This is a genomic window from Salinibacillus aidingensis (assembly GCF_039522525.1).
Lineage (GTDB): Bacteria > Bacillota > Bacilli > Bacillales > Alkalibacillaceae > Salinibacillus > Salinibacillus aidingensis.
Window position 1 is genome coordinate 1 of the sequence record NZ_BAAADO010000005.1, and the last position, 14,914, is coordinate 14,914.

The window sequence follows — 14,914 nt, forward strand, 5'->3', positions numbered from 1 at the left end:
ATGGCGGAGAGGTCACACCTGTTCCCATTCCGAACACAGTAGTTAAGCTCTCCAGCGCCGATGGTAGTTGGGGTTCTTCCCCTGCGAGAGTAGGACGTTGCTGGGCTTGGGTTAAAATATTATAGTTGTGATTTCACAACACTATCGCGGGGTGGAGCAGTCTGGTAGCTCGTCGGGCTCATAACCCGAAGGTCGCAAGTTCAAATCTTGCCCCCGCAACCAAAATACTTATCCAAACTACATTGATAATCTTCAATGCGAGATGAAATTAGTAGTGCCCTTTAGGGTGCAACCAATGGTCCGGTAGTTCAGCTGGTTAGAATGCCTGCCTGTCACGCAGGAGGTCGCGGGTTCGAGTCCCGTCCGGACCGCCATTAATTAAAAATATAATTACATAAAAACTTACGTATACACAAACCTTAGGATAATCCTAAGGTTTTTATAATGCAATATGAACTATTGTTTCTGTACGTCGTTTACATAATAAAGTCGTCTGTCTCATGTTTGTCTTTTGGAATCCTTCCCTTTTCTGCTATTATAAGGATTAAAAGGTTGCTTTTAAGGAGACTTTGAAAATGGATGAGTTTTCATTTATTGATTCCATCATGCAGAAATATTATCGCCAGTCTTCTATTATTAAAGGTATAGGAGACGATGCTGCTGTTGTCCGGCCTGTAAATGGGTTTGATATGATTACAGCTTCGGATACAATGGTAGAAGATATCCACTTTCGTTTAGCTACCATGACCCCCTATCATATTGGTTACAGAGTATTAGCTGCTAATATAAGTGATTTGGCAGCAATGGGGTGTGATCCGGCTTATTACATGGTTTCTATTGTGATTCCAAAAGACTGGTCGAAACAGCAGCTGCAAGAAATATATGCAGGTATGCAGGATCATGCCCGGGAGCATCAAATGGATTTAATCGGGGGTGATACTGTTTCAGGTCATCAGTTTGTGGTAACCGTGACGGTTTATGGATATGTTCCAAAGGGTTACGCAAGATACAGAAGCCAGGCTCGCGAGGGTGATTATGTATTTGCCACAGGATACCTTGGTGATTCAGCATATGGCCTTCATTTATTACTGGAACGGGGTAAAAGCACAGATAACCCATTTATCAAGCGACATCAAATGCCGCAGCCAAGGGTTCCCTTTGCTCAGGCCCTGCAGCCTTTAAAGCGGGTATGTTTAAATGATATCAGTGATGGAATTGCCAGTGAAGCCAATGAAATAGCTCAGGCTTCGGGGATCGACATTGAGATAAACTTTGGAGACCTGCCTGTACGGCCGGAAATTAAGGACCATACATTGAAAGACCACAAAAAATGGGTGCTCTCGGGTGGAGAGGATTTTGAATTGCTTGGTACAGTTTCAGAAGATGATTGGCCAAGGATACAGGCCGCGGCTGAACAGACGAACACTAAGGTGACTAAAATTGGAACAGTCAAACCATCAACAGAAAATCCTTGTGTAATTTTATGCTCAGATGGACGCAGAGAGAAACTGTCTAAGTCGGGCTATGTTCATTTACAATGAGATAGGTGATATACATGAATCCGTATCAAATTCGTTCAAAAAGTGCCGATGAGACCATGGCATTTGCCAGCCGTTTAGCAAAACAATTACAGCCTGGTGACGTGATTACATTAGAAGGAAACCTTGGAGCCGGGAAAACAACTTTTACCAAAGGATTGGCAAAAGGTCTTAATATTAAACGAACGGTCAATAGCCCTACTTTTACTATTATAAAAGAGTATGAGGGTGTTTATCCTTTATATCATATTGATGCTTATCGATTAGAGGATCATGAAGAGGATTTGGGTTTTGATGAATATTTTGAGGGTGATGGAATAACCGTTGTTGAGTGGGCGAAATTTATTAAAGAGGAATTACCAGAAGAGTATATCAACATTCAGATTCGTTATACAGAGGATGATGGGAGAGTCATTGAGTTAAATCCCATAGGAGAAAGATTTGAAAAACTGTGCAGGGAGTTAGTGGAATGAAGGTACTAGCAATGGACACATCCAATCAGGTGATGAGTGTCGCCGTATTGGACAATCAGCAAATAGTTGCCGAAATCACAACGAATGTGAAGCGTAATCATTCTGTACGTCTGATGCCGGCCATCGATGAAGCTATGAAAGAGGCAAAAATGACTCCAGCTGATCTTGATCAAATTGTGGTTGCACACGGTCCTGGTTCGTTTACTGGAGTGAGAATAGGAGTAACAACAGCGAAATCCCTCGCTTACAGCTTGAATATTCCAATTATTGCTGTATCCAGCCTGGAAATGGCAGCATTTAATGGCTTGTATTTTAACGGGAGGATATGCTCCTTTTTTGATGCTAGACGAGGTCGAGTGTACGCAGGCCTGTACAAAAATGAAAATCGTCAGTTAACAGCTGTCAGAGATGAAGAAAATGTTTTATTTACGGATTGGCTGGAGGACTTAAAGAAGCAGGATGAACCCATTTTATTTATCAGCAATGATTTGCATATACATAAAGACAATATTAAAGCTGTATTGGGGGAACAAGCGGAATTTCCGCCAGACTTTTTAGCAGTGCCACGGGCATCAGCACTGGCTCAAATAGCCCAAACGAAAGCAGCAGAAGATGTACATGCTTTGACTCCGAATTATTTGAGGCTGGCTGAGGCTGAGGCGAAATGGTTAGAAAAAAATCAGGAGAAGAGAAGCCATGAGTGATGTCTCGATTCGACCAATGAGGATAAGTGATCTTCATCAGATCATAAACATTGAGCAAAAAACCTTTAATACTCCATGGGATGAAGGCTCCTTTAAGAGTGAATTGGAGCAGAACAAATTTGCACATTATTATGTGATAGAAGATGAGGGAATTCCCTTTGGCTACTGTGGTTTGTGGGTGGTGTATGAATCTGCGCAAATTACAAACATTGCTATTTTACCGGAATACAGAGGGAATAACTATGGGCAGGAGCTTTTTTCATATGCATTGGATGAGGCGCGGGCCCTTCAAGCACGTGAAATGTCACTGGAGGTACGAACCTCCAATATTATTGCACAGAAAATGTATCGGAAGTTTGGCTTTGTTCCAGTAGGGATTCGAAAAAATTATTATATTGATAATCATGAAGACGCAATTGTAATGTGGGTGAAATTATGAGCGAAAATGAGCATCAGTTAATTCTTGCAATTGAAACTAGCTGTGATGAGACAGCCATGGCCATTATTAAAGATGGACGTGAAGTATTATCGAATGTTGTGGCCTCGCAAATTGAAAGCCATAAGAGATTTGGCGGTGTTGTACCGGAAATTGCTTCACGTCACCATATTGAACAGATTACCGTCGTACTCGAAGAAACCCTGAAGCAGGCAGGTATTACTATGGATGACGTGGATGCCATTGCGGTAACAGAAGGACCGGGGCTTGTAGGGGCATTGCTAATAGGAGTGTCTGCAGCTAAATCCTTGGCGTTTGCTCATCAAAAGCCGCTGATTGGAGTCCATCACATTGCCGGTCATATTTACGCGAATCGACTATTAAAAGAATTTGAATTTCCTTTACTATCTTTGGTCGTATCAGGGGGTCACACTGAGCTGATTTTAATGGACGAGCATGGACAATTTGAAGTCATTGGGGAAACCCGGGATGATGCAGCGGGTGAAGCTTACGATAAAGTAGCAAAGACCTTGAATCTGCCTTATCCTGGAGGTCCTCAAATCGATCGTCTGGCGCAGGAAGGAGAAGAGCGATTCCCTTTTACAAGAGCCCTAATTAATGAGGACACCTATGACTTCAGCTTTAGTGGGTTAAAAACAGCCGTAATGAATACGCTCCATAATGCACAGCAAAGAGGGGAAGAGGTCTCTTCAGCGGATATGGCAGCGAGCTTCCAGGCGAGTGTGGTGGATGTGTTAGTGACAAAGACCTATCGTGCAGTGAAAGAGTATGGGGTGGAGCAATTAATTGTAGCTGGAGGCGTTGCTGCAAATCAGGGTCTTCGGAAAGCACTCCATGAAAAATTCACCAATGAGGATGTTGAGGTTTTAATTCCGCCCCTGCATTTATGTACAGATAATGCAGCTATGATTGGGGCGGCTGCCAGTATTGCCTACGAGCAAGGTCATCGGGCAGGGCTTGATTTAAATGCGAATCCCTCTTTAAGTATTGAAAAATATAGGAAGCGTTCCACTGTAACAAAAGGATAAACAAAACAGGATATTGATAAACAAAAGCCGGTACCAGATTAAGGCATGGTATCGGCTTTTGTTTATCACGCATTAACTGGCCGTAATACCCCCCCACTGATGGAAGCTTACTTTATCCACAAATAAAATCTGGTGATGTGAATAGAATCGACAAAATTCGATGATAGCAGTCCTGTGGATGTGAGTAAAAATTGTGGATAACCGAGCATAAAGCTGTGGATAATGTGGGTAAGTCCATTCAGTGGGCATATTGTCACGTGTTATATGTGCATAAGTCTGTGAATAACTGTTGATAACTACAATATAGGTAAAAAGGAGCTGAACAAAAGTCGTTCAGCTCCTAAATATCCGCCAGCTTCTCCTGAAGATTCGTCCATTCTTCCATCAGTTCATCCAGTTTGGCGCTCATCTGTTCATTTTCGTTTGTTAAGTCCTGCAATTTTCCATGATCCTTTAAGAATTCCGGCTGTACCATGTGCTGCTCATTTTCCTCTATCTTACCTTCTAATTCATGAATTTGACCCTCCAGCTCTTCCACACGTCGTTCCAGCTTTCTGATTTCCCGTTTTTGTGCTTTATCCTGCAGGAACTGGTTTTTGTCTTCCTGTGAATGAGTGGTTTCATCTTGAGCAGCGTTAAGCTCTTCAATTTCTTTCTCTTCCTGTTTTTTCATGAGGTAGTAATCGTAATCGCCTAAATAAAGGTTCGTTCCCTCTTCTGACATTTCTACAATTTTGGTTGCAATCCGGTTAATAAAATAGCGGTCATGTGAAACAAACAGAATCGTGCCTGGGAAGTCCATTAAGGCTGCTTCAAGCACTTCCTTACTATCCAGATCCAGATGGTTTGTCGGCTCGTCCATGATTAAGAAGTTCGCCTTTTGCAGCATTAATTTTGCCAGAACCAGACGTGCCTTCTCACCACCACTCAGGGAAGGGATTGTTTTTAACACATCGTCTCCTGAAAACAGGAAATTTCCTAAAACGGTCCGGATTTCTTTTTCAGGTTTTAGCGGATATTCATCCCACAATTCATCAAGAACGGTTTTGTTACTGGAAAGATTGGTCTGTTCCTGATCATAATAACCAATTTGAACATTGGTTCCGTAAGCAATGTTCCCATGGTGCGGATTCAGCTGCCCGATAATCGTTTTAAGCAAAGTAGATTTCCCGATTCCATTAGGTCCGACTAACCCGATGCGATCCTCGCGATGTATGCTGAGATTGACATGCTGAAAAATGTCAGGTTTATCCGGATGATAGCGGAACGATAAATCTTCAAGCTTTAACACATCATTTCCGCTTTGACGTTCAATTTCAAAGGAAAATTTGGCGGATTGATTTTCGAGCATTGGTTTGTCCATAAGCTCCATTTTTTCAAGCTTTTTCCGTCGGCTCTGGGCGCGTTTTGTAGTGGATGCCCTTACAATATTTTTCTGGATAAAATCCTCTAACCTTTTGACTTCAGCCTGCTGTTTTTCGTACTGTTTTACATTTTGCTCATAATCCTTGGCTTTTTGCACAAGGTAGTCACTGTAGTTTCCTGTATATCGATTGGATGTCTGAAAGGAAATCTCATAGACTACGTTTACCGTTTTATCCAAAAAGTAACGATCGTGGGAAACAATGACAACTGCACCCTGATAATTCTGCAGATATTGCTCAAGCCAATTAAGGGTTCCGATATCCAGGTGGTTGGTAGGTTCGTCCAAAATGAGGATATCAGGTTTAGATAAAAGCAGCTTACCGAGAGCAAGCCTTGTTTTCTGTCCACCGCTCAGTTCACTGATGGATGTATCCACATTGGAAAACTGCAATCCGTTGAGGACGGCTTTTATATCCGCTTCATATTCAAAGCCGCCAAGCCGCCTGAATTCCTCCTGTTCTGCATCATAACTTTCAAGAATCTCTTCGTAAGTGGAATGGTCCTCCAAAAGATCTGGATCAGCCATTTGTTCTTCCAGTTTTCTGAGCTCCTTTTCTCTTTGTTTGAGCTCGGAAAAAACCTGTTCCATCTCTTCCCATATCGTTAATGATGACTCCAGTCCGGTGTTTTGAGCCAAATAGCCGATGCTGGTATCCCTCGGCCTGATCATTTCGCCCTTATCGTACGTGTATTCTCCGGACATAATTTTAAGCAAGGTGGATTTTCCTGCTCCATTTCGTCCTACGATGGCAATCCTGTCCTGGCTATGTACTTCTAATTTAATATTCGATAAAATAAGGTCAGCGCCAAAATATTTTTCTATATTATTTAACTGCATTAATATCATTTTTTATTCACCTCAACTTGGTTAAGTGTATCTTATCATTAAGCAGGATAGCAAGATATAGAAAAACTTCGTGAAGTGGGGAATATTTCTTCAACTCAGGAAATGTCTATTTTTCATTATAGTATAAGTAGGGGGATGAGTATGGCGAATCATGATCAGCACAAAATACCGCAGGCAACAGCGAAAAGGCTTCCACTATATTATCGTTTTATCAGTAACCTCCATAATCAGGGGAAATCCCGTGTTTCCTCAAAGGAATTAAGTGAGGCGGTTAAAGTAGATTCAGCAACCATACGTCGAGATTTTTCTTATTTTGGAGCTTTGGGAAAAAAGGGATATGGCTACAACATTAATTATTTGCTTTCCTTTTTCAGAGAGGCGCTGGAGCAGGATATTTTTACGAAAGTAGCCCTAATCGGAGTGGGAAATTTAGGAACAGCTTTTTTAAATTATAATTTCACCAAAAATAATAATACGAAAATCGAGATGGCCTTTGATGCCGCTCCTGAGAAAGTAGGAACCAGGGTTGGGGGAGTTCCGGTTTATCATATTGATGAGATGGAGAAAAAAATCGGTTCTGATATTAATATAGCTATTCTGACTGTACCGGCACAGTCTGCACAACCGATTACCGATCGCGTTGTAAATTGTGGAGTGGAGGGCATTTTAAACTTTACGCCCGCCCGTATTACGGTTCCACCTCAAATACGCATTCATCATATTGATTTATCCATTGAACTGCAATCGCTGGCTTATTTCTTAAAGCACTATCCATTGGAGGAAGACATAACAGAGGATCCTCATTAATACATAACTCCCCTTGTTTCGAAAAGGCAAGGGGAGCTTCTTTATCACGTATTAACTGGCCGTAATACCCCCACTTCAAGTTTTGAGGGTAACCCAACAAGACTAAGGGGGATAAACGGCCAGTAAAAACCTGACAAGTTCAACTAACCATCAGTGGGGATGGAGAAAACCCCCCCACTGATGGAAGTTTCACTTTATTTGTTATTATTATTTTTTGAGTTCTTAATTTTTATATGAAGATTGATTAAGCGAACGGCAACAGCAAAATCAAAGGTTGCCACTACAGCCAGAATAATGGTAGTGAAGTTCCATAAGGTTTCCTCAACACTCTGGGCTGCAATATACGTAAATAGAATCCCCATAAACAAGTACAGGGTGGACATAAATAATGGTGATGCTCTCATAAATGTTTAGCCTCCGATTAAGATAGTCTGGAGCTCTTCCAGTTGTTTCTGATATCTTTCCAGGTCTTCTTCTGTTACTAAATAATTGATGATAAAAACGAACGTGTTAATGGAGATATGTGTAAGGATTGGTACAAGGATCGTTTTTGTTTTGACATATAGAAAAGCAAAAACCATACCAACAGATGTATAGATTAACATATGCTCAGGCTCTCCATGTAGTATTCCGAAAATCAGGGCAGAAATAATGGCAGCAATAAAAAAGTTATATTTTTGATAAATGGAACCAAAAATCACTTTTCTGAAGATCACTTCTTCCAATATAGGGGCCAAAATAGCCGTTACAATCAGAAATAACGGAAAGCTTTTTGCTATATTCACTAAATCAGCCGTATTTTCTGAGCCAGGCTGAATACCGACGGCCATCTCAATATAGGCAGCTAAATAATTGGCAAACAGGACAAAGAAAAATCCGCCAATCACCCATAAAATGATTCGACCGGCTTGAAAGGAACGCTGATTTCGCGCCTTTTGCATATCGGTTTTTAATAATCGCAGAACAATAATTGTCATGATAGGGAAGATGATGATGGACCATATGCCGGGGATATCTTCCCTCGGGACCCCGAAACTGCGTAACAGTGGTCCCCCGATGATTCCCGATAGTTGTCCAATAGCATAAGTTAAAATAACATACCAGTATCTTCTAGGCAATTAAGACGACTCCTTCTCCGTAAATTCCTTTATGAAATTCTCTATAAACAGAATATATTTTCAAAGGTTTAAACATATTCTTTCATGGATACTCTAAAGTAGAGTTTTTCATATTTCGATCATACATTAAAATGATTTGTAACCAGCACGTTTTACCGTTTACCCTTATCCTTGTCCATATTTACGCAGGATTTTTGGGTTGTATGTATATCGTTTTAATGAATGGAACTCTTTACTTATTATAAACGAAAAATTCATAAGAAAAAAATCATTTCATTTACTTGCAAAGTGGAAGGAAATTCATTATTATAATAATTGGAATTAGCACTCACTGAAAAAGAGTGCTAACAATATCAAAATAAAAGAATTTGAGGAGGGTATCTGATATGTTAAAGCCGCTAGGTGATCGTGTTGTCATTGAAGTTGTCGAGCAGGAAGAAACAACTTCAAGCGGAATTGTACTTCCAGATTCTGCAAAAGAAAAACCACAAGAAGGAAAAGTAGTAGCTGTTGGTTCCGGTCGAGTAACCGACAATGGTGAACGTGTTGCACCTGAGGTTGCTGAAGGAAACATTGTTGTCTACTCAAAATATGCGGGAACAGAAGTGAAATATGAAGGTAATGAATACTTAATTCTTCGTGAAAGTGATATTTTGGCTGTCATCGGCTAATATCACGGAGGAACGTTTGAAATATCATAACCTATTTAAAATATAAGGAGGGCATCTATTCATGGCTAAAGAGATTAAATTTAGTGAAGACGCTCGTCGCGCAATGCTTCGCGGAGTAGATTCATTAGCAAATGCAGTAAAAGTTACTCTTGGACCAAAAGGACGTAACGTTGTTTTAGATAAGAAATTCGGATCTCCATTGATTACAAACGACGGTGTAACCATTGCAAAAGAAATTGAACTTGAAGATCATTTCGAAAACATGGGTGCACAGCTTGTATCTGAAGTAGCATCCAAAACAAACGACGTAGCTGGTGACGGTACAACAACGGCAACAGTACTTGCACAGGCAATGATTCAGGAAGGACTTAAAAACGTGGCTTCCGGAGCAAACCCTGTAGGTGTACGTCGTGGTATTGAACAAGCGGTTGAAGTTGCTACAGAGGAACTTAGAAAGATTTCCAACCCAATCGAGGGAAGAGAATCGATTTCTCAGGTAGCTTCCATTTCTTCCGGCGATGATAAAGTGGGTCAATTAATCGCAGAAGCCATGGAGCGTGTAGGTAACGACGGTGTTATCACTGTTGAGGAATCCAAAGGCTTCAACACTGAGCTTGAAGTTGTAGAAGGTATGCAGTTTGACCGTGGATATGCATCTCCATACATGGTAACCGACCAGGATAAAATGGTTGCTGAACTGGAAGATCCATATATCCTCATTACAGATAAGAAGATTTCAAACATTCAAGAGGTCCTTCCTGTATTAGAGCAGGTTGTACAGCAAAGCAAGCCAGTTCTTATCATTGCTGAAGATGTTGAAGGTGAAGCTCTTGCAACTTTAGTTGTGAACAAGCTTCGTGGAACATTCAACGCTGTAGCGGTTAAAGCTCCAGGCTTCGGTGATCGTCGTAAAGCTATGCTAGAAGATATTGCAACGCTAACTGGTGGTACTGTAATCACAGAAGACCTTGGCTTTGATCTGAAGAGTGCTTCCATTGAACACCTAGGTCGTGCTTCTAAAGTTGTTGTTACAAAAGAAGATACAACTGTTGTTGAAGGTGCAGGGAATGCCGACGATATTTCTGCACGTGTAAACCAGATTCGTGCTCAATTAGAAGAAACAACTTCTGAATTCGATAAAGAAAAACTGCAAGAGCGTCTGGCTAAGCTTGGCGGCGGTGTAGCTGTAGTTAAAGTTGGTGCGGCTACTGAAACGGAATTGAAAGAGCGTAAACTGCGCATTGAAGATGCCTTGAACTCTACTCGTGCAGCAGTAGAAGAAGGTATTGTAGCTGGTGGTGGAACAGCTCTTGTGAACATCTACAATAAAGTAGCTGAGCTTGATCTTACGGATGACGAGGCAACAGGTGCCAGCATCCTGCTTCGCGCACTTGAAGAGCCCGTACGTCAAATTGCTCACAATGCCGGCCTTGAAGGCTCTGTAGTCGTCGAACGCCTGAAGAATGAAGAAGTAGGCATCGGCTTCAACGCTGCCAATGGCGAGTGGGTAAACATGATCGATGCAGGTATCGTAGACCCTACAAAAGTTACCCGTTCAGCACTGCAAAACGCAGCATCTGTAGCAGCGATGTTCTTAACTACAGAAGCAGTTGTCGCTGACCTTCCAGAAGAAGACAATGGCGGCGGCGCAGCACCTGACATGGGTGGCATGGGCGGAATGGGCGGCATGATGTAATAAGCCGTTCCAACCCTTGATATGAGTGGGTTTTTAAGTAAGATGAGAGTGAAATGCTCACATTTTGCTCACATTGAGGATATTAACGGAGGCTTCTCATTAGTTCACTGAACTTTTGAGAGGCTTCTTTTTTCATTTCTTGGGTTACATGGAGATACACATTTTTGGTAATTTGATCGTCTGTATGACCGAGCCGATCCATAATTTGTTCGAGTGAGACACCTGCCTCAGCAAGAAGTGACGTATGAGTGTGTCTTAAACTATGAGGAGTCAATTCTTCCTTTAGGCCAGCTATTCTAAGCAGCCTTTTCATACGGTCTCGAACGTTTTTTATCACAATCGGATAACCAAACTGTCGCTCCATCTTTGCAAAGATAAAATCTTTGTTGTAATAGTCGTCACCTAATCGCTTTATTACTTGATTTTGATCTTCCTTGTGATCTTGTAAAGCTTGAATAACACCTTCATCTACTACAATTTTACGCCTTGATTTTCGGGTTTTCGGTGTGACTAATTGGTACTCCACGGCATTATTATTTGGATTATAATACGTCTTGGTAATACTTATCGTGTGGTTTAAGAAATCGACATCCTTCCACTTGAGAGCAACTAATTCTCCAACTCTAATACCAGTATAGGCTAGAATTAAAAACGCCAAATAATCATGTTCCAGCCCATTTTGTTTTGCGGTTTCTAAAAACAAGGCAAGCTCTTCTTTTTCAAGATACTTTGGTCCTTCTTCTTCCTCTAATTGTTCAATCGTTTTCTTGTCTTTTTTAACATAAGCGAATTCAGTCGGATCTTTCTTAATTAGATCCATTTCTAATGCTTTTCGAAAAATCATTCTTGCCGTTCGATTGATCCCCTCCCTTGTGCTAACAGATAACCCTTGATCTTTTAAATCATTGAGAGCATCTTGATACATTTTTCTTGTAATGTCTCTTAATTTTAATTGAGCAAAGTAGGGTAACACTTTTCCAATTTCATGGAGACGGACTCGAATTGTTCCGGGCTTTACATCTTTTGACTCACTGTAGATGGGAAGCCACTCAATTGCAAAGTCGCTGAAGGTTTTATCTGTTTCCTCTAAATATGTTCCTTCGTTTAGTTCATGGATTAGAGTAGCAACAGCTTCTTCAGCTTCCTGCTTCGTGTTAAACCCGCTTTTAACTTTTTGTCTTCTTTTACCGGTAACTGGATCGATTCCAATATCAACGGTAAAAGCCCACTTTGCACCACAAGAGCATTTTTTCTTTTTGCACTTACATCCTCTTCTGTAAAAATATCCTTTCATTTCATTAAAAAACCTCACTTTCTTTGTTATTTTGTTACAAAAATTCATTATTCCCATTTTGGTCACGGATAATCGTTTCGTTAGGCTAGAGAGAAGGATTGTTTTTTAATTTTTAACTTTTTGGTAAGGTTTTTTCAGAGGTGTGTTAAACTAATAAAACATATAAACATTTAAGTATAGGAGGAAGGGGAATGAAGTTTATTTATTTTAACGATACTGGAAGAAGGGTGGCAGTACATCCAGCGACATTCTCGGATGGGTGTATTGGATCAAGAGAACCTATCCAACCGTTGGAACAAAGGCTGTTCGAACTTCCAGATGGTACATTTCCTATGGTTAAAATGTGGGATAATGGGGAGATAGGTCTGAGTATTTTAATAACTCCTATGAAAGAAGCTGAATAAATTATTGTTACATTGGCTGAAAATACTTTCGGTTACCGAAGAATATAAAATTTATAATTATGTATTTGAAAGCGAAATGTTAACATTTTGCTTTCAACTTTAATATTACTTACCTCGTATAAAATCGCCAAATTTATCAGAAGCATCTTTTTTCATCTCAGGAGTTATGTGAAGATATACCTTCCTAGTTACATCATCATCATGATGGCCTAATCGATCCATAATTTCTTCTAGATCCACTCCAGCTTGGGCAAGTAGTGATGTATGAGTGTGGCGAAGTGAATGTGGTGTAAGATTTACATTTAGTTCTGCCTTCTTTAATAATCTCTCCATTCTGTTTTTAACAAACTTTTTTAATACAGGGTAGCCGGGATATTTTCTAAAGTTTGCAAATATAAATCCCATGTCAGTGTATGAATCTCCTAAATGCGAGATTAATTTATCTTGCTCTTCCTTATGTTTTTTTAGAGTTATAATTACACTTTCGTCTACCGTGATTTTACGACGAGATTTTAGTGTTTTCGGTGGAACCAGTTTATATTTCAAGGTATTATTCTTCTTGTTGTAATACGTTTTAGTAATTCGGATTGTACAATTTTCAAAATCTATATCCTTCCACTTGAGAGCAACTAATTCCCCTATACGCATACCAGTAAAGGAAAATGTAGTGAATATGGCTTCATCCATATAAAGTCCTTTTTCTTTAATAGTATCCAGAAATAAAAGAAGTTCCTCTTTTTCAAAGTAGTTCGGGAGTTCTTCTTCATCATCCTCAATTACTTTTTGTTCATCCTTTTGGATACTAGCATATATTGTGGGATTTTCAGTGATTAATTTTTTCCTCATTGCATATTTAAAAATCATTTTTCCGGTGGTATGAATGCCTTCTAACGTACTTCTAGATAAATTTTTCCTTTTTAAATCATCCAATGCTTCTTGATACATACTATCTGTAATGTCCTTTAGCTTTAGATAAGCAAAGTAAGGCATTAATTTTTTGATACTATATCGCCTATTGTCTAAAGTTCCGGGCTTAGGTGCGTTTCTGTGAATGTAATGGGTTAACCATTCTTCGGTAAAATCTTTAAATGTAGTCTCGTCTTCTTCGACTTGATCTCCTTCTAAAAAGGCTATTGCAGCCATTTGAGCTTCCTGTTTTGTGTTGAAATTCCCCTTAGATTTCTGACGCCTCTTGCCAGTTTCAGGATGAACCCCATTATCAATAACAAAAGTCCATTTGCAAGTGCATACCTCCATATCATCACACTTGCACCCTCTTTTTTTAAAATGTCCTTTCATAATTTTTTATCCTCTCTATATTATTATTTATTAAAATTTAATGAAGGAAGAGGGCTAAGTTTCATGTATTAATTATTCCTACTCTTCCTCCCTAAAACTTTTATAATTTAAAGTTTGTTTTTTCTTCTTTTCTCCTAACTATCCATTGCTTAAAATCTTCTTTTTGAACTCTTTTTGTTATACCAATGGAGAAGTACGGAATTCCCCCATGCTCAACAGGTAATTTGAATAATTCATAAACTCTTCTTCTTGAGATAATTAGGAAATCTGCAATTTGCTGAGCAGTTATAGTATCTGGTAATGACTCCCAAGTGGTATATTCTTTTTTTCTAGCCATAAAAAGTCCTCCTAAATAATTAGTTATTAAACTTGTTGTTACATATTTGAATAAATTAATTTAAATTTCCTTTTGTAGAATTTACCGATTAAATTCTGAAATATTATAGCCGCTATTTTTTGGCGTTTTAAGTACTTAGAAGAAAAAAATATTTTTTTATAAAGTAATTTTAAATTGGGTAAACCTTCGTTAATTAGTTAATGAATAAGAGTATTATAATTTGGGGATAATTAATTATTAATAAGTCGTTTATGAGTTGTCTGATGAAGCAGGACTAGCCGTCACTCTATATAGTAATGGCTGGTCTTGTTTGTGATTAGAATCATATTTATTAGACTAGAACAAGTTTCCCTATAAGAGTTATTAATAAAGAAGAATGAAATTAAGGTGGATACTTATGCAAAAACTAAATGTTAATTTAAGCATTCCAGTACCCTCTGAATCTGTTATTATTTCAAAAGTTGAATTAGAAGAGCTTAAAGAACAAGAACTGTTAGGAGTTTATTGGAATATGAAAGATTTAGAAAAACGTGTTAATCGAAAGTCTGAATGGATTAAAGATAATATCCTCTATCCATCAAGGTTTCGAAAAACTCTAGATTGTGAAAATAATGGATTTGTCTTTTACCCAAAAACAAAAGGACAAACTTGGAGTTTTCAAGCGAGTAGGATGGCAAAATTTTTAGATGAAAATTTTAGTTTGATTTTTCAAAAAGCTGATTAGGTTATTCATTAAGGAAGAGTAGCAGATATAAAAAAGCAGCGAATTCATATTGAATTCGCTGCCCTTTTAATTTGTTACTGATATTTTAAATA

General features: G+C 39.2%; 16 protein-coding genes, 2 tRNA genes and 1 rRNA gene. 13 read left to right on the plus strand and 6 right to left on the minus strand.

Annotated elements, in window-relative coordinates; translation table 11 throughout:
- The 8 genes from rrf to tsaD form a co-directional block, all read left to right on the plus strand.
- Positions 1-106, plus strand: a 5S ribosomal RNA gene (rrf, locus tag ABD006_RS12320); the annotation flags it as partial.
- Positions 107-145: 39 nt separating this feature from the next.
- Positions 146-222, plus strand: a tRNA-Met gene (locus ABD006_RS12325).
- Positions 223-297: 75 nt separating this feature from the next.
- Positions 298-374 (plus strand) — tRNA-Asp (locus tag ABD006_RS12330).
- A gap of 201 nt (positions 375-575) precedes the next feature.
- Entirely contained in the window at positions 576-1,541 is a 966-nt protein-coding gene (thiL, locus tag ABD006_RS12335) for a thiamine-phosphate kinase (RefSeq protein ID WP_343841537.1), read from the plus strand.
- A 14-nt stretch (positions 1,542-1,555) separates the two neighbouring features.
- Positions 1,556-2,011 (plus strand): tRNA (adenosine(37)-N6)-threonylcarbamoyltransferase complex ATPase subunit type 1 TsaE, encoded by a 456-nt coding sequence (gene tsaE / locus ABD006_RS12340; protein ID WP_343841540.1) that lies wholly within the window; start codon positions 1,556-1,558, stop codon positions 2,009-2,011.
- A complete protein-coding gene (gene tsaB, locus ABD006_RS12345) occupies positions 2,008-2,715 on the plus strand; it encodes a tRNA (adenosine(37)-N6)-threonylcarbamoyltransferase complex dimerization subunit type 1 TsaB (RefSeq protein ID WP_343841542.1) in 708 nt (235 codons plus the stop codon). The genes tsaE and tsaB overlap by 4 nt, the downstream gene beginning before the upstream one ends.
- Positions 2,708-3,154, plus strand: a complete 447-nt coding sequence (rimI, locus tag ABD006_RS12350) for a ribosomal protein S18-alanine N-acetyltransferase (RefSeq protein ID WP_343841543.1) — start codon at positions 2,708-2,710, stop codon at positions 3,152-3,154. Before tsaB ends, rimI begins: the two co-directional genes overlap by 8 nt.
- On the plus strand, positions 3,151-4,200 hold the full coding sequence (tsaD, locus tag ABD006_RS12355; RefSeq protein ID WP_343841545.1) for a tRNA (adenosine(37)-N6)-threonylcarbamoyltransferase complex transferase subunit TsaD: 1,050 nt from the start codon (positions 3,151-3,153) through the stop codon (positions 4,198-4,200). The genes rimI and tsaD overlap by 4 nt, the downstream gene beginning before the upstream one ends.
- 340 nt (positions 4,201-4,540) lie before the next feature.
- Here the strand turns inward: tsaD and ABD006_RS12360 are convergent, their stop codons facing one another.
- Positions 4,541-6,472, minus strand: coding sequence for an ABC-F family ATP-binding cassette domain-containing protein (locus tag ABD006_RS12360; RefSeq protein WP_343841546.1), 1,932 nt, complete (start codon positions 6,470-6,472; stop codon positions 4,541-4,543).
- Between the two features lie 141 nt (positions 6,473-6,613).
- On the opposite strand from ABD006_RS12360, the gene ABD006_RS12365 reads away from it, so the two are divergent.
- Positions 6,614-7,279, plus strand: a complete 666-nt coding sequence (locus tag ABD006_RS12365) for a redox-sensing transcriptional repressor Rex (RefSeq protein ID WP_343841547.1) — start codon at positions 6,614-6,616, stop codon at positions 7,277-7,279.
- Between the two features lie 194 nt (positions 7,280-7,473).
- Here ABD006_RS12365 and ABD006_RS12370 read toward each other — a convergent pair whose 3' ends face one another.
- A complete protein-coding gene (locus ABD006_RS12370; RefSeq protein WP_343841549.1) occupies positions 7,474-7,683 on the minus strand; it encodes a YdiK family protein in 210 nt (69 codons plus the stop codon).
- A gap of 6 nt (positions 7,684-7,689) precedes the next feature.
- Positions 7,690-8,397, minus strand: a complete 708-nt coding sequence (locus ABD006_RS12375) for a CPBP family intramembrane glutamic endopeptidase (protein ID WP_343841550.1) — start codon at positions 8,395-8,397, stop codon at positions 7,690-7,692.
- A gap of 386 nt (positions 8,398-8,783) precedes the next feature.
- Between ABD006_RS12375 and groES the strand changes: the two genes are divergently transcribed.
- Both groES and groL read left to right on the plus strand, forming a co-directional pair.
- Positions 8,784-9,068, plus strand: coding sequence for a co-chaperone GroES (gene groES / locus ABD006_RS12380; RefSeq protein WP_044164095.1), 285 nt, complete (start codon positions 8,784-8,786; stop codon positions 9,066-9,068).
- Positions 9,069-9,129: 61 nt separating this feature from the next.
- Positions 9,130-10,764: a chaperonin GroEL gene (groL, locus tag ABD006_RS12385; RefSeq protein ID WP_343841553.1), complete on the plus strand. Its 1,635-nt coding sequence runs from the start codon at positions 9,130-9,132 to the stop codon at positions 10,762-10,764.
- Positions 10,765-10,846: 82 nt separating this feature from the next.
- On the opposite strand, the gene ABD006_RS12390 is transcribed toward groL, so the two are convergent.
- The gene (locus tag ABD006_RS12390; protein ID WP_343841556.1) at positions 10,847-12,058 is read right to left on the minus strand and encodes a site-specific integrase; all 1,212 of its coding nucleotides are present in this window, start codon (positions 12,056-12,058) and stop codon (positions 10,847-10,849) included.
- A gap of 191 nt (positions 12,059-12,249) precedes the next feature.
- Here ABD006_RS12390 and ABD006_RS12395 point away from each other — a divergent pair, with 191 nt between their 5' ends.
- Positions 12,250-12,462, plus strand: coding sequence for a hypothetical protein (locus tag ABD006_RS12395; RefSeq protein ID WP_343841558.1), 213 nt, complete (start codon positions 12,250-12,252; stop codon positions 12,460-12,462).
- Positions 12,463-12,567: 105 nt separating this feature from the next.
- Here ABD006_RS12395 and ABD006_RS12400 read toward each other — a convergent pair whose 3' ends face one another.
- Complete coding sequence (locus ABD006_RS12400; RefSeq protein ID WP_343841560.1) at positions 12,568-13,761, minus strand: site-specific integrase; 1,194 nt, start codon at positions 13,759-13,761, stop codon at positions 12,568-12,570.
- 100 nt (positions 13,762-13,861) lie between these two features.
- On the minus strand, positions 13,862-14,098 hold the full coding sequence (locus ABD006_RS12405) for a helix-turn-helix domain-containing protein (RefSeq protein WP_343841562.1): 237 nt from the start codon (positions 14,096-14,098) through the stop codon (positions 13,862-13,864).
- Positions 14,099-14,495: 397 nt separating this feature from the next.
- On the opposite strand from ABD006_RS12405, the gene ABD006_RS12410 reads away from it, so the two are divergent.
- Entirely contained in the window at positions 14,496-14,822 is a 327-nt protein-coding gene (locus ABD006_RS12410) for a DUF771 domain-containing protein (protein WP_343841564.1), read from the plus strand.
- The last annotated feature ends 92 nt before the right edge of the window (positions 14,823-14,914 follow it).